Consider the following 18,698-nt stretch of genomic DNA (forward strand, 5'->3'; position numbering starts at 1 on the left):
GAGAATGAAGATGGCTTTAAGAATATACAATCAACCATCAATATTAGATGTTCAAAGTAATCGTCTTATATGACGATTGATTATAGTTCAGATAAAATCATTATCCCATTGCCAGTAGAAAGTTATGACATTTACGCACAGTATGCAAAAACAGATTTCAAAGAAGTAATTATTACAAACATAGTATTTCCACCACTAGTGCATGTGTTTGCGAAGATAGAACATCAATATGAAGAGTTCGAAGGTAACAGATGGTATCAAGTTATTAAACACATATTAGAAGTTTCTGGGGACGATATCATAATGATGGGTGACCGAGGAGCAGAGAGTTAAGTCATTGTACAGAATTTGCTACGAGATTCTGTATTTAAGGCATTAAGCGCGATTAAAATGTTTAGCGAAGGAGTGAAGAACTAATGGAACAATTATTAGATATGTAATAGAAGAGAAGGTTATGAACTTAAAAGCGAAATTTGAAGATTTTAGTAAAGGGTTTATTACAAGGTATAACGCGAAGGTTAGGGAATATATAAAAGAAGCCAATATATTAGAAGATAATATGATATTTGATTATCAGTCTTTACTGATTGAAGAGGATTATAAAGAGGCGGTCAGGAAGAATTTTGAAATTATGTATGAGATTTTGAAACGTATCACACCGGTGCAGACGAGTCAGGAGAAATTCTGGGTGGCAACGGCATTTAGTTACTATCTTGACTGTATTCAATATAGGTTGAAGAAGGATTTGGATAAAGCGAATAAAAAGTGTGTTAAATCTGCATCAGTTTATGTGAACGAGGTGCAACATTTGCTGTTTGTTAATATGCTTTCGAGGTTATGGTGGGTAGGATATTTGACGTATGAAGAAACGCCTGAAACCCCATATACGTTAACAAAATTTTTCTGCGAGAATGATTTCATTGCGAGAGCTGTTGTGTTCTTCTTAAGTAACTTTACGACGAATAAAGAACTAGAACTGGTTATACTATCAACGCTATATAAATTAAAGCAGCAAGGTGTAGGAAGTAAGCGATTGCACTTTGTAGAAGCGAATTGATATTTGAATTTATTAGGTGGAGGAGCTGTGCTTGATTTGATGAGTAGGGAGGAGGTTATAAAGTTGTTAGAAGAATAAATAGTTATAATTGATAAGATTTTTTTATCTCCAAGAAAAATGATATAATTGATTGGGATTTATTTCTTATGAATCGTGCTTATTTAAAAATTTTCCTTTAAATTTATAATATGGATTGGAATATTTGTTAGTAGAAAAAAGTCAGGAGGTTATGATCTCATATTTATTGAGTTAGAACATCCTTTTCTTAAACCTTTCATTAATAAGAATCCAAATAAAACGTGATCGATAAAGTGCTAATCAATGTCAGGCTATATTCTAATATCATAATACTTTTAGATGTATTAATGAATTAAATCAAAGACATAAGGAGAAAATAATGAGAATATTAAGTGTAAATGTAAATAATTTTGGGGGGACTAATAATAAACCTATATTATATGACTATAAATCTGGAAAAAAATATAATTGGGGTAGCTTTAATAAAGATGTCGATAATTGGAGAAGTAACAACGAAACGACTATTTTAAAGAATGTTAAATATATTTCTGATTTTTCTAAAGTGTATGATTTGATTTTCTTTTATGAAGTTGATACTAATTCTCAATCTTGGAACATGTTGTTAGACATAATGAACAAAAATTCTTTTGAAATACTTTTACCTAATCATCAAGAAAAAGAAACATTTAAAAAGGGCAGAAATAGTATTACGTGTGGTTTCATAAAACAAAATATTGATTACACTTATGGAGATAATAACTTTTTTAATGATTATAGAAGTTTAGAAATTATAATAAATGATGTTTATTTCTTAGCATTGCATATGAAACCTTTTAAAAAAGATTTGGATAAATGGGATAAGGTCAAAAATAGATTTGATTTGTTGAAAGACAAAAAATCGGTAATTTTAGGGGATTTAAATGTTTTTGCTACGAACGACACAAATAGAAGAAAATTTGATGGAATATTAGCTAGTGGTGCTATAGATTTGTGGATGAAGCAAGGTGAATCAAATGATAGACCGACTCATAAACAAAGTAGAATAGACTATATTCTATCAACAGAAAAATTATATGACATGGGTGTGAAGCAATCAATAATTGATAAGCCTCGTTTAGAAAAATGGACAGATCACTCTGCGGTTGCATTGGATATAGTTGACTATAAAAAGTAACTGTAATGAAGAATGTGGCCAAAAATTGTGATACCAATTTATATAATCAAATAATTCTATTTCTAATTGATTCAAACTTTCAAATTTCATTTGTTTGAATAATGTTCTACAAGTGATGTACATATCAATAAGCAAAAGCAGGGTCATCAATATTTTGAATGGTGGATTATCTACACTTAATTGGACAACACTCCTGAGGGGATATATTGTTAAATTGAGAAAGTAGGCGATTTTTGGTAGCTAAATATAATGGCTATAGATAAATCGATAAAAGTTTTAAGAAGAAAATGGAGAAAATAAAAACTGACTACGTTTATGTTTTATTACGTTCAGATGGTATGGTTGTCTGCGTTGGTGAATCTACTTATACTTATAAGAGCCAAGGAGATTTATTTAAAGCAATATATTTATCAGGTGCATCTGGTAATGAAAAAATTATTTTAAGCACGGTATACGGAGAAGAAATTTATGATACATTAAGGAACTACTATGACTATGCATTTATTATTCCTGTTGAAGAAAATGCAAGAGATATAGAAAAAGGATTAGGAAATTATTTAATTGAAAATAAAGTGCCTATATTAAACTACTTCTCACATATGATTAATAACAACAAATAAAATTAATATAGCTTTTATACAATTATCAATTTTTAATTTGAGTTGTAACTTAACTATGTTCAATTCTTTGCTCCATCAATATGTATGACATTGAATATTTTTCTCATTATTTTTAAGCAGCCGAATCAATCGATGATTCGGTTGCTTTTTTAGACAATGAAGTTGCCAATCTATTTGACTAGATAAATAGATAAAAACATAAACTAATCATTGTAATCGATTTCATTTCGTGATATATTTTATGTAATCGGTTACACAACGTGAGGAGAGTTAGGATGGCGACGATAAAAGATGTAGCGAAAGAAGCGGGTGTGTCCGTTGCTACGGTATCTAGAGCGATGAATAGCTCGGGGTATGTGCACGAGGATACCTTAAAGAAGATTAATAGAGCGATTGAGTCTTTAAAGTATAAGCCTAATGAGACGGCACGTACGCTGTATAAGAAACAGTCGAAGATTATCGGTTTATTGCTGCCGGATATTAGCAATCCATTTTTCACTGTCGTGGCGCGTGGGGTTGAGGATGCGGCGCTGGAGCGAGGGTTTCATGTTGTTATCGGTAACAGTGATCAGAATCGGGATAAGGAGCGTCAATATATTGATACGTTCCGGATGCATAACTGTGTCGGTTTAATTTCTTCTGCGCTCGTATGGGAGGATGCGTTACAGTATATTCAATCTTCACAGATGCTGCATGTGATGTTAGACCGTATCGGTGAGACAGAGTATTCTGTTGAAGCGGATCATTATAAAGGTGGCGTGTTACAGGCGGAATGTTTGCTGGATAATGGCTGTAAAAACATTTTAGTGATCAATGGTAATATGAAGTTTAGTTCTTTTAAGCATCGTCTAGAGGGTGCGATCCACACGCTTGAAGAGAGTGGTGCTGTCTTTGAGACTCTTGAGCTGAATGGTGAGGGTGTCGGTCATGCGTTGCTGGATCAAGTCCGATATAAGACGTATGACGGAATCATCTGCTATAACGATTTAATCGCAATTCAGGTCATGGGACTGCTACAGCATAATGGTGTGAACGTTCCGGGTGATGTTCAGGTGGTGGGTTATGACGACATACAAATCAGTGCGTCGTATTTCCCGAGTCTAACGACGGTAAGGCAGCCTTCGTATTTACTAGGGAGACTCGCGTGTGAGCAGTTGATTGATCTGCTGAATGGTAAGCAAGTAAGAAAAGAGATAAAGATAGATGTAAGCTTAGTTGAAAGAAAAAGTACAAGGAGTGAATAAAATGCGTGAGATTTATGTGATAGGTAGTGCTTCGATTGATTTAGTGGTTAAGAGTGACAGAAGACCGCTGAAGGGTGAAACAATATTAGGTGAATCATTCTTTATGACAACCGGCGGGAAGGGATCTAACCAGGCGGTAAGTGCAAGTCGTCTGGGTGGTAAGGTTAAGATGGTCGGTGCTGTAGGAGCGGATGACTTTGGGCAACAAATATTAGCGAACTTTAGAGAGAATAGCGTTGATGTATCCAATGTGGAATCGGTTACACATGTATCAAGTGGTACAGCACATATTACGTTATCAGAAGATGATAACTCAATTATCGTCGTGCCGGGTGCAAACTTTGCAGTGACAACTCATCAAGTCGCACAAGTTCTGAGTGAGGCTGCAGAAGATGCGATAGTGGTGCTTCAAAATGAGATTCCTAAAGACGTCATATTGTTCACCATTGATAAGTGCAATGAACTCGGGTTAACGACAATTTATAATCCAGCACCATTTATAGAGATTGAACTGGATTATTTGAAGAAGGTGACTTACTTCACGCCTAATGAAACGGAAGTGAAAGAGTTGTTTGGTGAAGAGTATGAGGAGGTCATCCAAGATTATCCGAACAAGATGATCGTAACACTAGGAGACAAAGGTGCCGTATTTTATAATGGTCAGCTTGTCAATGTGCCGGGTATTAAAGCAGATGTAGTGGATACAACAGGTGCCGGTGATACATTTAACGGTGCACTTGCGGTGGCATTAAGCGAAGGGATGACACTTGATGATGCGATCTTATTTGCAAATAAGGCGGCGAGTATTTCTGTAACAGGCTTAGGTGCACAAGGCGGTATGCCGTATAGAGCGGTGATGACAGATGTATAAGACAGGGACGTTAAACAGTGAGATCTCTAAAGTGTTAAGTGACTTAGGACATACAGATACGATTGTCATCGCTGACTGTGGGTTGCCTGTTCCAAAGGGTGTACAGAAGATTGATCTCGCAGTCAGACAAGGCTTACCTTCATTTATTGATGTCGTTGATGAGATGGCACGACACATGGTCATTGAACACGTCACTTTAGCTGAGGAGATAAAGGATAGCAACCCAGCAGTGTTGAAAGAGGTTGACAGCATAGTGAAAGGTATACCGAATGACTTTGTGACTCATGAACAATTTAAGACGCTGACAGAAAACTCGAAGGTCATCATAAGAACAGGAGAAGCCACGCCGTATGCAAATATTATTTTAAGAAGTGGTGTTAATTTCTAAGAGGGGGTGCTTTCATGATTAAAATGACGAATATCCATAAAGCATTTGGTGATAATAAAGTCTTACAAGGTGTAGATTTTGTGCTCAATGATCAGACCGTACATGCTTTGATGGGAGAGAATGGTGCCGGTAAATCAACATTGATGAATATCTTATCCGGTATTCATTCGAAAGATCAAGGAGAGGTCACTGTAGACGGCACGACAGTGAATTACAAGTCGCCGAAAGAATCTGAAGCAGCAGGGATTCAGTTTATTCACCAGGAACTTAATATATGGCCCGAGATGACGGTGCTTGAGAATTTATTTATCGGCAAAGAGATTACAAATAAGTTTGGCAAGATTGATGAAAAGAAAATGAAGCAAGAAGCATTACAAGTATTTGAACATCTTGACTTCAGCTTGCCGCTCAATAAATTAGCAGGTGAATGTTCGATCGGTGAGCAGCAGATGATTGAAATCTCAAAAGCACTGATGACAGATGCTAAAGTCATCATTATGGATGAACCTACTGCAGCCCTTACAGATAAAGAGATTGATAAATTATTCATCCTTATCGATAAATTAAAGTCTGAAGGCGTCAGCTTCGTCTATATTAGTCATCGTATGGATGAGATATTTAAGATATCAGATGAGATTACCGTCATGCGTGATGGTGTAACAGTGTTGCGTAAACGCACGGATGCAACGAGTTATAACGAACTTGTTCATGCGATGGTGGGACGTAGTCTGGATCAGCAGTTCCCAGACAGAACAGTGGAGCCAGGAGAAGTGATACTGGAAGTCGATCATTTATCCAATGATGCATTTGGAATGGATAATATTTCATTCAATCTAAGGGAAGGTGAAATACTAGGTTTCAGTGGATTGATGGGGGCAGGGCGAACAGAAATCATGCGTAGCTTATTCGGCATCGATAAAGGTGATAAAGCCGTTAAGATACTAGGGAAGAATGTTTCCATCAACAATCCGGGAGACGCAATAAGACACGGTCTTGCATTTATCACGGAAGACCGAAAAGATGAAGGCCTCGTACTCGATGCATCTATTAAAGACAATATGACCATGGCTAACATTAGAAGTTTTAGTCAATCTGGAGTTATTAAAAATGACCCTTTAGAATTATTTGTCAAACAAATGCAAGATAGATTGTCCATAAAATCTAACAAAGAATTACCGGTATCTTCGCTTTCAGGAGGGAACCAGCAGAAAGTCGTGATCGCAAAATGGGTAGGAAATGGACCGAAAGTATTAATATTAGATGAACCTACTCGCGGGATTGATGTTGGGGCTAAACGTGAGATATATAATCTCATGAATGAGCTTACTGAACGTGGCATATCAATCATCATGGTATCTTCAGAAATGCCTGAGATCATCGGATTAAGTGATCGCGTATATGTACTACAAGAAGGCGTAATTCGTGGAGAATTAACTGGAGATAACATCACGCAAGAGAAAATAATGACGCTCGCTACAGGAGGCGAATTAAATGAATAGTAAATCATTGCAAAAGAGAGGTTTAATTGAACGCTTAGGACCATTATTAGGATTGCTTATTTTAGTAGTGATTATCACAATACTTAATAACGGCTTTATTGCACCGAATAATATTTTAAACTTATTAAGACAAGTTTCAATCAATGGATTAATTGCATTTGGGATGACATTTGTAATCTTAACAGGTGGGATTGATTTAAGTGTCGGTTCTATTCTCGCGCTATCCAGTGCACTGACTGCAATACTGATCACAAGCGGTGTGGATCCAGTGTTAGCATTGTGTCTTGGTGCATTGATCGGGACACTGTTAGGTGCCGTCAATGGTGTGCTTGTTACTTTTGGTAAGATGGCACCATTCATTGCAACGTTAGCGACGATGACAATCTTCAGAGGACTGACACTGGTTGTAACGAACGGTAACCCTATTACAAACTTGGGAGACAATTTCTGGTTCCAGGTATTCGGTAAAGGGTATTTCTTCGGGATCCCAGTACCTGCAGTTACGATGTTACTCGCATTTGGCGTGCTATATTTCTTGTTACATAAAACTGTATTTGGTAAAAACACATACGCAATCGGTGGTAATGAGAAAGCAGCATTTATTTCCGGTATTAAAGTCGATAAAGTCAAAATATTGATCTACTCTATTTCAGGATTAATGGCAGCACTGGCAGGCGGCATACTGACATCACGTTTAAATTCTGCACAACCAACAGCGGGTACATCATATGAACTTGATGCCATTGCAGCAGTGGTGCTAGGTGGTACATCACTAACAGGAGGAAAGGGTCGAATATTCGGGACATTAATCGGTGTATTGATCATTGGTGTGCTGAACAACGGCTTAAACTTATTAGGCGTCTCTTCTTTCTACCAGCAAGTGATTAAAGGTATCGTAATTCTAATTGCCGTATTGATTGATCGCAAAAAATAAAACTAAAGAGGTGTAGCAATGAAAAGGATATTACCATTATTACTTGTCGCTCTGTTAACTTTATCAGCATGCAGCCTAGAACCCCCAGCATATCTAAAAGAAGATAAAACAAATAAATCAAACAAAGATATTACGATTGGCGTAAGTTTATCAACATTGAATAATCCGTTCTTCGTCTCCATTAAAGAAGCGATACAAAAAGAAGCCAAGAACAATAACTTCAAAATTAAAGTAGTCGATGCGCAAGATGATTCAGCGAAACAATCCAACGATATCGATGACTTGATTCAGCAGCAGGTGGACTATTTAATCATTAATCCAACTGACTCAGCAGCCATCTCTTCAGCAGTTCAAAATGCAAACGCTCAAGATATCCCTGTAATTACGTTAGACAGATCCGTTGAACAAGGAAAAGTAACGCAGTTTATAGCATCTGATAACGTCGCAGGGGGTAAGATGGCAGGGGAATATATCGTTAAACAAGTAGGAGAAAAAGCAAGTGTCGGCGAACTTGAAGGCGTGCCCGGTGCCAGTGCAACGCGTGAAAGAGGAAAGGGATTCCATATTGTTGCTGACAAACAATTAGAGGTAGCATCAAAACAAACAGCTAAATTCAATAGAGCAGAAGGTTTGAATGTCACTCAAAATATGATCCAGTCACACCCTGACATTAAAGCGATCTTTGCCCATAATGATGAAATGGCACTAGGTGCGATCGAGGCAATTGGTACAAAAGACATACTCGTCGTAGGCTTCGATGGCAATGACGATGCGATGAAATCTATCAAAAATAAAAAACTAGATGCAACCATTGCACAACAACCCGCACTGATGGGTGAAGATGCAGTTAAAGCAATATTAGATTTAAAAGATGGAAAGAAAATTAAATCAGAAGTAAAAGTACCGCTAAAACTTGTGGAACAATAAAGAAGGGAAAGACCTGTAAAATATATGAAAGTGGTTTGAGTCGTCTACACTTAATTGAACAACTCCCCTAGGGGGATATATTGTTAAATTAAGAAAGTAGGCGATTTATTTATGGCTAGAACAAGAAGAACATCTACGCCGAAATTTAAACTTCAAATGGTACGTTTATTTGAAAACGGGAAATCTAAATATAATATTGTTAGATAAATGGATTAAAAATCATCAAAATAGCGGTTCATTTAATCAAATTAAAAAGCAAGATTTCTATATGTAGAAATCTTGCTTTAAAATACGTAACTTAACTAAAAGTTTCAACTTTTGTGTTCACTCTAGACAGGTGAACTTTTTTATCACTAAAAGGTTTTACAAAATATTTTTTAATATTAATATTCTATATTTGGCATTGCGTTTACATGTTTTTGATAACGCTTAAGCGCATAAAAACCAGCACCACCAATAATTGTTACGATTAATAATTTTTTCAAGCTCATCATTCCTTTATTTTGTCTATTTATTATTTTGGTAATAATTTAGTTCTAAATCTTTTGATGTTTGTTGACGAATTTTTTTCATCAATTCTGTGTCATCAATAAGTGATTGACCATATGACGGTATCATTTCTTTAATTTTAGGTGTCCATTCAGATTCATATTCAGGGAAGTTTCTCTCAAGTACTTCTAATGCTACTGAAACTGAAGTTGATGCTCCTGGAGATTCTCCTAATAGTGCAATCACTGTATGATCTTTAGAGTTAACAACTTCTGTACCGAATTGAATAAATCCTTTACCATATTCAGGTGTGTCTTTAATGACCTGTACACGTTTACCTGCTGTATATAATTCCCAATCTTCGTCACGTGCTTCTGGGTAGAATGTACGTAAATGGTTCATACAACCTTCTTTAGTCATTAAGATTTGGTCGATAGAATATTTGATTAAAGGTAAATTCTTAACTGCAGAAGATAATAATGTTGCAATATTATATGGTTTAACAGATTTAAATAAATCTAAATTAGAACCATTTTTTAAGAATTTAGGGCCAATACTTGCGAATGGACCGAATAGTAATGTACGTTCACCATCAATATAACGTGTATCTAAGTGTGGTACAGTCATTGGTGGTGTCCCATGTGGCTCTTTACCATAGACTTTCGCGTCATGTTGCGCGATGATGTCTGGGTTAGTACAAATTAAGAATTGACCTGTAATCGGGAAGCCGCCTAGATTTTTACTTTCAGGAATACCTGTTTTTTGTAATAGTGGGATTGCACCGCCACCAGCACCGATAAATACATAATCAGCAATTTCAGTTTGAACGTCATCACTATTAAGTTGACGTACTTTTACTTCCCATTTACCATCTTGTCTTTGATTAAAATCGATAACTTCATGATTGTACTGAACATCAGCATTTGGGTGTTGTTCAATATTTTGAGCCATTTTACGTGTTAGCTCTCCAAAGTTCACATCCGTACCTTCATTGATTTTACTAGCGGCCATAATATCACTTGGACTGTGACCTTGCATCATTAATGGAATCCATTTTCTCATTTCTTCGATATCTTCTGTAAATTCGATATTGTCGAACATTGGAGATTCTTTCATCACATGATAACGGTCTTTTAAGAATTGGACGTTATTTTTACCTCTAACAAAACTGATGTGTGGTAATGGTTGTATGAAGTCTTTAGGGTCTGAAATATTTTTACTTTTGACTAAATGTCCCCAAAACTGTTTTGAAATTTCAAACTGTTCGTTAATTTCTTTTGCTTTTTCAATGTCGATTGATCCATCAGGTTGTTTCACTGTATAGTTCAATTCACATAAAGCAGCGTGACCTGTTCCTGCGTTATGACGCTCATTTGAACTTTCGAGACCAGGGCGGTCTAAACGTTCATAAAGTTTTATATTCCAACTTGGTTCTAATTCTTTAAGCATAGAACTAAACGTTGTGCTTAAAACCCCAGCGCCAATAACAACAACTGTTTTTGATTCTTGTTTACTCATATTGATCTCCTTCCTATTGCATATAAGTGATAGTATAGTACAATCGATTTGAAATTTAAAATACTTAGCTCGAGATAAAGAAATAAATTTTATTTCATAAAATTAGTACTTGATGATTGTCGTATAGATACCTTGTGAGTAGTAACGATAAAAATTTTAACGAGATAGTGAGCTATTGTAACATTTGGAGACAAAGGTGCAGTATTTTATAATGGTCAGCTTGTCAATGTACCGGGTATTAAAGCAGACGTAGTGGATACAACCGGCATCGATGATACATTTAACGGTGCACTTGCAGTGGCATTGAGTGATGGGATGGCAATGACAATGCAATGAAATCTATCAAAATTTATAAAGAAAAGCAATTGAACCTTCTAATTTTTTCCTTTTTAATAATTGGAAATTAGGTTTCGTCAGTTGATATTAAATTGAAATTAACATATGACAATAAGCATTTTCTATCCGTCTTATATTCTAGTATAGTATGTTAATACTTTTATTAACCATTCTTTTAAAAGGTGACGTCATTAATTAACTCAATATACATGAATTTAAATAATTTTCATTTAATAAGATATTTATAATCTGCTTGAATGTCATATTTGTTCTAGTATTTAGTCTAGCACTACTTCAATTAGATAGTGTAAGGCTTTATTTTTTTGCAATATTGGTTGTTCAAAATAAAAAATGTAAAAAATTAAAAATAGTACTAGTATTATATTGAAAAAATGTATATAATGAATTGGGTTTAAGACTTACACAATATTTTATGGTAATGCTTGAAATAATAGTTATAGTTGCATGATAATATTGCACAATATAAAGAATAAGAGAGTGGTGATGAGCATTAAAAAATTATTAAATTTGCTGACGAGCCTTATAATTGTAATTACTTTCTGCTTGAGCCCGAGCATTGTTTCAGCACAAGACATTGACAGCGTTCCTGAAACTAGCAATCCGAATATGTTGTATGTGGAACAGAAGGGTGAAAGTAATAATAAGGTAAAGTGGCATCTGAAGGTAAATGAAGCGAATTCAAGATTGAAGGACGTAGTCATTAAAATGGAACTGCAAGGTGGGCATGATATCCGTCTTGCGGAATTAAATATGTTACTGAATGCCAAAGGTGTAACAGTAACGCAACCTGATCCAGAAAAGAAAGTATTTCTACTGAGCATCAAAGCATTAGAGGAACCATTAAATGTTGAGTTTTCTTCTGTAATTACGGATAATCAGCAGTCTAACTACAAGGTGTCGTTATCAGCAGACATAAATCAGCACGTGACAGCAAGCGATATCTACTTTGTTAAAACACAACTAAGTGGAAAGGTTCAATATAAAGATGTGCCTGATAAAGTAACCCCTCCGGCACTAGAAGTTGAACTGATTGATAAGCAGCATCAGACAGTTGTCGACCGCACTGTTGTAAACGCTGATCATCTCGAATATACATTTGATCACCTCAACAAATTTAACATTGATAATCAGCTGATAGAGTATGAAGTGCGCCCTAAGGCAACTGGCAACTACAAAGTTGATGTAAAGGCAAACGATATCTTACTGCAGTATCTTTCCACAAAGATAGAAGGAAATATTCGTAACGAGTCGGACAAACCGCTAAATATAAAGATTATCAATAGAGCAACAGGATCAATCGTGGATGAAGTGCTGGTAGACGGAACACAATCTCACTATACGAAAGAGAACCTACCGCTTAACGATGATCAAGGGAATAGAATCGATTACGATATTAAAGTAGAGGACACAGAAGGATTTAAGGCTACAACGTCAAACTTTGATATTGAAGTCACTAAAGAAAAAGCAGAAAATACTCATCCTGAGAATAGTGTAGAAACAAAACAAGACGACCAGCCTAAAGCAGCTGTTAAAGTAGCGAAGAAAGATGAAGCTTCAGCCGAGCCTACAGCACAACCAAAGGTAGAGGATAAGGCAAAGGCAGAGAATAAGGTAAATGAAATATCTGCAAAGCAAGATATAAATAAAAGTACTGGGAATAATTCATTGAAAAGATTGAAAAGATCGTTAGTCTATGCAGCACCTAAAGAAATCCCGCTGCTTAGCACATTCAGCCTTGCAAACGTCAACTTACTAGGCTTTGCACCAATGAACAATGTAGCTGGAGTAGCTGACGACCCATATCCTACATATAAAGGGCAAATCAGCAACATGGCTTGGGACGAAAAAGGACTGTATCGCAATAGAACCCCACAGCCTGTTGAGTATAATGAATCATTTCAGTGGAAACAAGCACAACCGACATCAACTGAAAATGAATATGCAATTGATTTAAAGACGCAAGGCCGTGCATCTGTTACACAAGAAACGGTAGATATCGTTCTTGTGGTAGATAATTCAGCAAGTATGGGCGCTATTATAGGAAATGGAAAGACACGCTGGCAGAGTATGAAAGATGATGTGTTCAAATTCATAGATGAGGTAACCCAGGCTAATACAGGGACTAACACTAAAGTAAGGATTGGTGTCGTTAACTTTGCTTCAGCATTGAGACCGTCGATTAATCCAGGATTTTCAGGGAATCCTGCAGATATTAAATCTAAGTTCTACTCAAGTTATGTTCCAAGTGGTCAAGGGGGTGGAACATTTACTCAAGAAGGTCTAAGAAGTGGTTCTGAGCTACTCAGTACATCCAGGGCTTCAAAGAAAGTGATGGTTGTGCTTACAGACGGTGCACCGACTTTGAGTTACAAAGGGATTAGTGCTACGGGCAGTGAGAACATCACATCGTTTAGCAGCGTCGTTAAAGGGAATGGAACAAACTTTAACTTGAATGGCTATTTGGGATATAATGGCATACACGATCCTTATTTGATAGGTCTATATACAAAAATTACCAATCATGGTCAGCCAACGATTTCACAGGCGAAGTTAATTAAGAACTCAAGACCAGATTTTGATATCTTCTCTATTGGATTAGATACAACCGTTGCAAGCGGAGGTGCAACCGAAGAGGATATGAATAAAGTACTCAGTAACATTGCATCAAGAACGGAATATGCATTTACAACAAAGGACTCTGCATCAGAATTGTCAAAAAAATTATCAAAGATTTCACAAAGTGTATCGAATAGTATTTCTAATGGTGTTGTAACTGATCCGATAGGGCCTATGTATGATCTCAATTTAGGTAGTGACAATATATTTGATAAGTCCGATTATACATTAACCGCCTCCAACCCAGATCTAGAGAATGTACCGGTTGATTATGATCCAGACACAAAGACATTAAAGATGGAGGGATTAAATTTAGGAAAAGGTGAATGGGTTAATCTCAACTACAAAGTAAAGCTGAGAGTAACAGACGACAACTTTGTGGAAAATCAGTGGTATCCGATGAATGGTACTACAACACTGAAACCTTCTAGTGCCTCTATCAATTTAAGAGAGTATCCGGTTCCTGAAGCTAAAGCGAAAAGTCCATCTTATAACTTTGTATTTAATAAGGTAGATGATAATGAAAAACCATTACAAGGAGCGGTTTTTGAACTGAAAGATGTCAGTGGGAATACATTGAGCCGAACTTCCAGCTCTGGTGGACAAGTGCTATTTGATAACTTAAAAAAGGGACGATATAGTCTCACAGAAAAAAGTGCACCGAATGGCTTCATAAAAGACTCTAAAGTTTACACTGTCGTTATTGCTAGTAACGGTGAAATTAGAATAGATAATGTACTTTATACTGATACAAATAAATTTAAGATAATTAATAAAAAGTTATTAGGTTCAATAGAGGTGATCAAACATAAGACTGGTAATGAAAATGAATTGTTACCTGGTGCGAAGTTTGAACTGAGAAATTCAGCAGGTGACCTAATTGGTACACTGACGACTGGAACTGATGGAAAGGTATTATTTAAAGCATTACCCCTAGGTAACTACATACTGAAAGAAGTTCAAGCGCCAAAGAATTATCAGTTAAATAGTGAGCCTATTAATATTACAGTTAAAAACGATGAAAAAGTAATCGTTAAAGTTCCTAACAAAAGCAACAGTGATATCTTACCGAATACAGGGGGAACAGGAACCATATTCTATACTTTATTAGGCCTGCTTATCATGGGAATTGCCGTATGGAGCAGAAAGAAAGTATTTATTCGACAGTAATAATCCTGCATTAGCAGTTTATTATAGAAATTAAAAAATTAGGAGGACTATATGTCTAAATTTACACAGCGTTTGTCAATATTTTTAATAGTTACACTTGTATTAGGATTAGTATTACCTGTAAAAGCATCAGCAGCAACGGGGAAAGTAACGGATTTAACAATTCATAAAATAACAGGTTCTGAAGAAACAACTGCCACTTATGATCAGTTAGTAAATGGTACTGCGCCTGCAGGATCAAAGCCGATTTCTAATATTTCATTTACTTACTGGAAAGTAACATCAGAACAATTAAAGCAGTTGAAAGCGAATCCTCAGAATTATGATACGTTAGAAAAAGTACGTACTTTACTGTCAGAACCTACAGGAACGACTCCGAAAACAGCAGCAGACGGAACAACTAAAGTACCAAATTTAGCAGAAGGTTACTACTGGTTCATCGAAGATAAATCAACAGCAATTAAAGATGCTAAAGCAGTACCATTTGGACTTGAGCTTCCAATCACTAATGAGGCAAGAACAGGTTACATTAATGATCTGCACGTATTCCCGAAGAATACATTACAAGATTTGCCGACAATCGATAAGGATGTTAAATCTGATAATACAAAGTCTGCATCATTTGCAGTAGGTGAATCATTCAACTGGATCATTCAACCCTCTGTACCAAAAGGTATCGAAGAGTATGAAAAGTTTGAAGTTACAGATACAATCGATTCAAGATTGACATTTCAAGGTACGGAAAAAGTAAAAGTTACGATTAACGGTAACGTACTTTCATCAGGAGACTATACAGCAACTTATAGTAATAATAAATTAGTAGTCAGCTTTACAAAAGCAGGGCTAGGTAAATTAAATGTAGAAAATCCTAAACTAGAAATCTTCGTGCCAACAATGATCAATGACACAGCGGTTATGGGATTACCTATCAGTAATGATGCGACTTTAAACTTTGATAATGGTCACGGTGTGACAACTCAACCTGGTAAAGACACACCACCACCAACTGTACCTCCTACAGATATTCCGAAAGTCTATACTGGAGGAAAGAAATTTGTTAAGACAAATGGTCAAGGAACTAATCTAGGTGAAGCAGAATTTGTTATCATGAATGATGCAGGAGACTACCTTGTTCAAGACGGCAACCTTAAAGTTTCATGGACGAAATCTGAAAACGATGCGACGAAATTTATCTCATCAGCAGATGGTAAATTTGAAGTCAAAGGATTAGCGTATGGTGATGACAACGCTAACAACACAGGTGCAACAACTTATAAGATTAAAGAGGTAAAAGCACCTAAAGGTTACTCATTACCAACAAATCCAGTTACAGAATTTACTGTAAACTCAACATCTTACCATGCTGACCCATCAGCTACAGTATTAGCAGATGCAGCAGCACAAGAAATCATCAATAAGAAGACTGAAATACCGAACACTGGTGGAATCGGTACAGTTATCTTCACAATAATAGGTATTGGACTAATGGCGCTAGCTTTAGTATTCTTTAGAAGAAAGCAAGCATAACTTTGTTAAATGTGGTGGACGCTGTCCACCTCATTTTTTTAATAAGGAAGGCGATTTTTTGAAACCCGAAAAGAAAACAAAGAAAAATAGGATCTCTAATGTGATATTCGGCTTGATATTCTTCGCTGGGTTCGGCATATTGATCTATCCTATGATCAGTGCGGTATATTATGATTATGAAGCGAGTAACGAAGTTAATGATTTCAATAAAGAAGTTGAACTGCTGTCAGATCAGCAGATTAAAGCACGTATCGATAAGGCGAAAGCATATAATCAGTTGTTAACAGGAAATGAAGCATTACACGACGCATATAGTAAAGCACAAGAACAAGAAGGTCAACGTGAATATGCGAAGATGCTGGAAGTACATGAGAAGATAGGTCATGTTGAGATACCTGCTATTCATCAGGATATCCCTTTATTTGCCGGAACAACGGAAAGAGTGCTTCAACAAGGACTTGGACATCTTGAGAATACTTCCTTACCTGTAGGCGGAAAGAACACCCATAGTATCATCACAGGACATAGAGGGCTGCCTGATAAGAAGTTGTTTACCGATCTTGATAAAATGAAGATAGGGGACATGATATATGTTCATAATATTCAAGGGATACTGGCCTACAAAGTTGAACGTATCAAGGTGATAAAACCGGATGATTTCAGAGATTTGAAAATAAAGAAAGGTACAGACAGATTAACACTACTGACATGTACACCGTACATGATAAATTCACATCGGCTGATAGTAACTGGTCATCGCGTTCCATATACGCCCGAAGCGACGAGCCATCAATCGACTCAGGAACCATGGTGGTATAAATTTCTATACGTCTATAAGAACTATTTGATAGGTATCGGGTTATCTATTGTAATCTACCTGCTCTATCGATATTTCAAAAAGCATGGAAAGAAAAAAGTGGATCGATGAGCAAGAAGACGGCAATTATTGTCTTTGTTGCAGGATTGCTTATCTGTCTGTATCCTCTGATGGCAAAAGTCTATTATAATTACGACATGTCCCATCAATCCAAAGTACTGGATAGACAATTTCAAGTGAACGCTACACATCAGAAAGTGAAGTATACACAGTTTGAAGCCTATAATCGTGATATGCTATCATCTCAAAATATTGAAACACCTAAAGTTAAAGTTCAAACCAATAATCAATATGATGAACAACTTGGCACAGATGATACAATAGCAACCATAAAAATTCCGAAGCTCAATCTGCATTATCCAGTATACGATCAAGCTACCCCTGAGAACTTAAATAGAGGCGTATCTAGAGTCATTGGCACAAGTTTTCCGGTAGGTGGGCGTTCAACTAATAGTGTCTTAGCAGCACACAGCTACTCACCCTATCATGAATGGTTCACACATATCGACAAGCTTGATAATGGAGATAATATTATTATCAATAACTTCAAGGAGACGCTCTACTATAAAGTATATGACAAAAAGGTAGTCCGCCCCGATCAGGTAGAGGCATTATCGATTATTAAAGGAAAAGATATTATTACGTTATTAACATGTACGCCTTCTGGAGCAGATAGAATATTAATCTATGCAGAGAGAACAACAAAGGATGGCAATAAGATAAAGCATCCTAAAACAAAGCCGCTTTCTCAGGAGCAATCGTTGATGGAAAGATTGAAAGTGCTTTCGGAGTCATGGTTTGTGATAGTCGTAATTCTCTTGTTGTCATTAGCTTTTATAAAAAAGATTATGCATCATTAACATGAATATATAATTTATTAAAAACAATAAGTTAAAATTTAGAGCGTATTAGATAATATGAGTTTCTTTGAATCGTCTACGCTTAATTGGACAACTTACCTGAGGGGATGTAATGTTAAATTAAGAAAGTAGGCGATTTATTTATGGCTAGAACAAGAAGAACATTTAAACCAGAATTTAAACTTTAAATGGTACGCTTATTTGAAAATATGACACCAAGCAGTAATGCGATGGTTTTGTGATTGTAAATGAAAAACATGTTATTACTCTTAGGAAGAAGAGTCCTAGTCACTATGCAAGTATGATGTACCTTCTCTAAGCTTGTAGCCAATCAAAACTACTTATATGAATAATATCAGTCCCCGCGTTTCGATTGAAGCGCGGGATTTTATTGTTGTGTAGATTACGCATGGGGTAACGATAGAGAATAAAAGAATATATTTTATTATTAAAAAAACTTTTAGGTTTACCTAAAGTTATGGTATATTATTGTATAAGGAGATGATAATATGAATAAAAGTCTGGAAGAAATAAATGGTAAGGTGTCTTTTG

17 protein-coding genes and 1 pseudogene are annotated in these 18,698 nt (G+C 36.1%); 15 read left to right on the forward strand and 3 right to left on the reverse strand.

Features of this window, described 5'->3' with window-relative positions; all coding sequences use genetic code 11:
- Positions 1 to 69: 69 nt before the first annotated feature.
- The 3 genes from CD152_RS00815 to CD152_RS00825 all read left to right on the forward strand — a co-directional run bounded on the left by CD152_RS00815 (position 70) and on the right by CD152_RS00825 (position 2,249).
- Entirely contained in the window at positions 70 to 333 is a 264-nt protein-coding gene (locus CD152_RS00815) for a hypothetical protein (protein WP_103214231.1), read from the forward strand.
- Positions 334 to 454: 121 nt separating this feature from the next.
- Positions 455 to 1,057, forward strand: a complete 603-nt coding sequence (locus CD152_RS00820; RefSeq protein ID WP_103214232.1) for a DUF6339 family protein — start codon at positions 455 to 457, stop codon at positions 1,055 to 1,057.
- 397 nt (positions 1,058 to 1,454) lie between these two features.
- Complete coding sequence (locus CD152_RS00825; RefSeq protein ID WP_103214233.1) at positions 1,455 to 2,249, forward strand: hypothetical protein; 795 nt, start codon at positions 1,455 to 1,457, stop codon at positions 2,247 to 2,249.
- On the opposite strand, the gene CD152_RS12220 is transcribed toward CD152_RS00825, so the two are convergent.
- Positions 2,190 to 2,396, reverse strand: a complete 207-nt coding sequence (locus CD152_RS12220) for an IS3 family transposase (RefSeq protein ID WP_111626106.1) — start codon at positions 2,394 to 2,396, stop codon at positions 2,190 to 2,192. The two genes, CD152_RS00825 and CD152_RS12220, sit on opposite strands and share 60 nt — an antisense overlap.
- Positions 2,397 to 2,536: 140 nt before the next feature.
- Between CD152_RS12220 and CD152_RS00830 the strand changes: the two genes are divergently transcribed.
- The 7 genes from CD152_RS00830 (at position 2,537) to CD152_RS00860 (ending at position 8,732) form a co-directional block, all read left to right on the forward strand.
- Entirely contained in the window at positions 2,537 to 2,869 is a 333-nt protein-coding gene (locus tag CD152_RS00830) for a hypothetical protein (RefSeq protein ID WP_232237405.1), read from the forward strand.
- Positions 2,870 to 3,144: 275 nt separating this feature from the next.
- Positions 3,145 to 4,113, forward strand: a complete 969-nt coding sequence (locus tag CD152_RS00835) for a LacI family DNA-binding transcriptional regulator (RefSeq protein ID WP_103214234.1) — start codon at positions 3,145 to 3,147, stop codon at positions 4,111 to 4,113.
- A gap of 1 nt (position 4,114) precedes the next feature.
- On the forward strand, positions 4,115 to 4,984 hold the full coding sequence (rbsK, locus tag CD152_RS00840) for a ribokinase (RefSeq protein WP_101141609.1): 870 nt from the start codon (positions 4,115 to 4,117) through the stop codon (positions 4,982 to 4,984).
- Complete coding sequence (gene rbsD / locus CD152_RS00845) at positions 4,977 to 5,372, forward strand: D-ribose pyranase (protein WP_086038094.1); 396 nt, start codon at positions 4,977 to 4,979, stop codon at positions 5,370 to 5,372. Before rbsK ends, rbsD begins: the two co-directional genes overlap by 8 nt.
- Before the next feature lie 14 nt (positions 5,373 to 5,386).
- The gene (locus CD152_RS00850; protein WP_103214235.1) at positions 5,387 to 6,871 is read left to right on the forward strand and encodes a sugar ABC transporter ATP-binding protein; all 1,485 of its coding nucleotides are present in this window, start codon (positions 5,387 to 5,389) and stop codon (positions 6,869 to 6,871) included.
- Positions 6,864 to 7,805, forward strand: coding sequence for an ABC transporter permease (locus CD152_RS00855; protein ID WP_099483868.1), 942 nt, complete (start codon positions 6,864 to 6,866; stop codon positions 7,803 to 7,805). Before CD152_RS00850 ends, CD152_RS00855 begins: the two co-directional genes overlap by 8 nt.
- Before the next feature lie 18 nt (positions 7,806 to 7,823).
- Positions 7,824 to 8,732: a D-ribose ABC transporter substrate-binding protein gene (locus tag CD152_RS00860; RefSeq protein WP_103214236.1), complete on the forward strand. Its 909-nt coding sequence runs from the start codon at positions 7,824 to 7,826 to the stop codon at positions 8,730 to 8,732.
- A gap of 383 nt (positions 8,733 to 9,115) precedes the next feature.
- On the opposite strand, the gene CD152_RS00865 is transcribed toward CD152_RS00860, so the two are convergent.
- Positions 9,116 to 9,217: an SE2200 family small protein gene (locus CD152_RS00865; protein WP_083754247.1), complete on the reverse strand. Its 102-nt coding sequence runs from the start codon at positions 9,215 to 9,217 to the stop codon at positions 9,116 to 9,118.
- Positions 9,218 to 9,239: 22 nt separating this feature from the next.
- Entirely contained in the window at positions 9,240 to 10,739 is a 1,500-nt protein-coding gene (gene lqo, locus CD152_RS00870) for an L-lactate dehydrogenase (quinone) (protein WP_103214237.1), read from the reverse strand.
- 174 nt (positions 10,740 to 10,913) lie between these two features.
- Between lqo and CD152_RS00875 the strand changes: the two are divergent.
- From CD152_RS00875 to CD152_RS00895, 5 genes and pseudogenes are all read left to right on the forward strand, one after another.
- A pseudogene (locus CD152_RS00875) lies at positions 10,914 to 11,054 on the forward strand (PfkB family carbohydrate kinase); the annotation flags it as partial.
- Between the two features lie 525 nt (positions 11,055 to 11,579).
- Positions 11,580 to 14,882 carry a SpaA isopeptide-forming pilin-related protein gene (locus CD152_RS00880; RefSeq protein ID WP_169926139.1) on the forward strand — a complete coding sequence of 1,101 codons (3,303 nt, stop codon included), beginning with the start codon at positions 11,580 to 11,582 and terminating at the stop codon, positions 14,880 to 14,882.
- A 51-nt stretch (positions 14,883 to 14,933) separates the two neighbouring features.
- Positions 14,934 to 16,409 (forward strand): SpaH/EbpB family LPXTG-anchored major pilin, encoded by a 1,476-nt coding sequence (locus CD152_RS00885; protein WP_101142982.1) that lies wholly within the window; start codon positions 14,934 to 14,936, stop codon positions 16,407 to 16,409.
- 58 nt (positions 16,410 to 16,467) lie between these two features.
- On the forward strand, positions 16,468 to 17,337 hold the full coding sequence (locus CD152_RS00890; protein ID WP_101152274.1) for a class C sortase: 870 nt from the start codon (positions 16,468 to 16,470) through the stop codon (positions 17,335 to 17,337).
- A complete protein-coding gene (locus CD152_RS00895) occupies positions 17,334 to 18,146 on the forward strand; it encodes a class C sortase (RefSeq protein WP_103214239.1) in 813 nt (270 codons plus the stop codon). The genes CD152_RS00890 and CD152_RS00895 overlap by 4 nt, the downstream gene beginning before the upstream one ends.
- Positions 18,147 to 18,698: the final 552 nt, after the last annotated feature.

The sequence above is a fragment of the Macrococcoides caseolyticum genome (assembly GCF_002902665.1).
Taxonomy (GTDB): domain Bacteria; phylum Bacillota; class Bacilli; order Staphylococcales; family Staphylococcaceae; genus Macrococcoides; species Macrococcoides caseolyticum.

Excerpts from the sequence above, each read along its gene's own strand:
- CD152_RS00815 (WP_103214231.1), top strand. The coding sequence starts at position 70 with ATGACGATTGATTATAGTTCAGATAAAATCATTATCCCATTGCCAGTA.
- CD152_RS00820 (WP_103214232.1), top strand. The coding sequence starts at position 455 with ATGAACTTAAAAGCGAAATTTGAAGATTTTAGTAAAGGGTTTATTACA.
- CD152_RS00825 (WP_103214233.1), top strand. The coding sequence starts at position 1,455 with ATGAGAATATTAAGTGTAAATGTAAATAATTTTGGGGGGACTAATAAT.
- CD152_RS12220 (WP_111626106.1), bottom strand. The coding sequence starts at position 2,396 with ATGACCCTGCTTTTGCTTATTGATATGTACATCACTTGTAGAACATTA.
- CD152_RS00830 (WP_232237405.1), top strand. The coding sequence starts at position 2,537 with ATGGAGAAAATAAAAACTGACTACGTTTATGTTTTATTACGTTCAGAT.
- CD152_RS00835 (WP_103214234.1), top strand. The coding sequence starts at position 3,145 with ATGGCGACGATAAAAGATGTAGCGAAAGAAGCGGGTGTGTCCGTTGCT.
- rbsK (WP_101141609.1), top strand. The coding sequence starts at position 4,115 with ATGCGTGAGATTTATGTGATAGGTAGTGCTTCGATTGATTTAGTGGTT.
- rbsD (WP_086038094.1), top strand. The coding sequence starts at position 4,977 with ATGTATAAGACAGGGACGTTAAACAGTGAGATCTCTAAAGTGTTAAGT.
- CD152_RS00850 (WP_103214235.1), top strand. The coding sequence starts at position 5,387 with ATGATTAAAATGACGAATATCCATAAAGCATTTGGTGATAATAAAGTC.
- CD152_RS00855 (WP_099483868.1), top strand. The coding sequence starts at position 6,864 with ATGAATAGTAAATCATTGCAAAAGAGAGGTTTAATTGAACGCTTAGGA.
- CD152_RS00860 (WP_103214236.1), top strand. The coding sequence starts at position 7,824 with ATGAAAAGGATATTACCATTATTACTTGTCGCTCTGTTAACTTTATCA.
- lqo (WP_103214237.1), bottom strand. The coding sequence starts at position 10,739 with ATGAGTAAACAAGAATCAAAAACAGTTGTTGTTATTGGCGCTGGGGTT.
- CD152_RS00880 (WP_169926139.1), top strand. The coding sequence starts at position 11,580 with ATGAGCATTAAAAAATTATTAAATTTGCTGACGAGCCTTATAATTGTA.
- CD152_RS00885 (WP_101142982.1), top strand. The coding sequence starts at position 14,934 with ATGTCTAAATTTACACAGCGTTTGTCAATATTTTTAATAGTTACACTT.
- CD152_RS00895 (WP_103214239.1), top strand. The coding sequence starts at position 17,334 with ATGAGCAAGAAGACGGCAATTATTGTCTTTGTTGCAGGATTGCTTATC.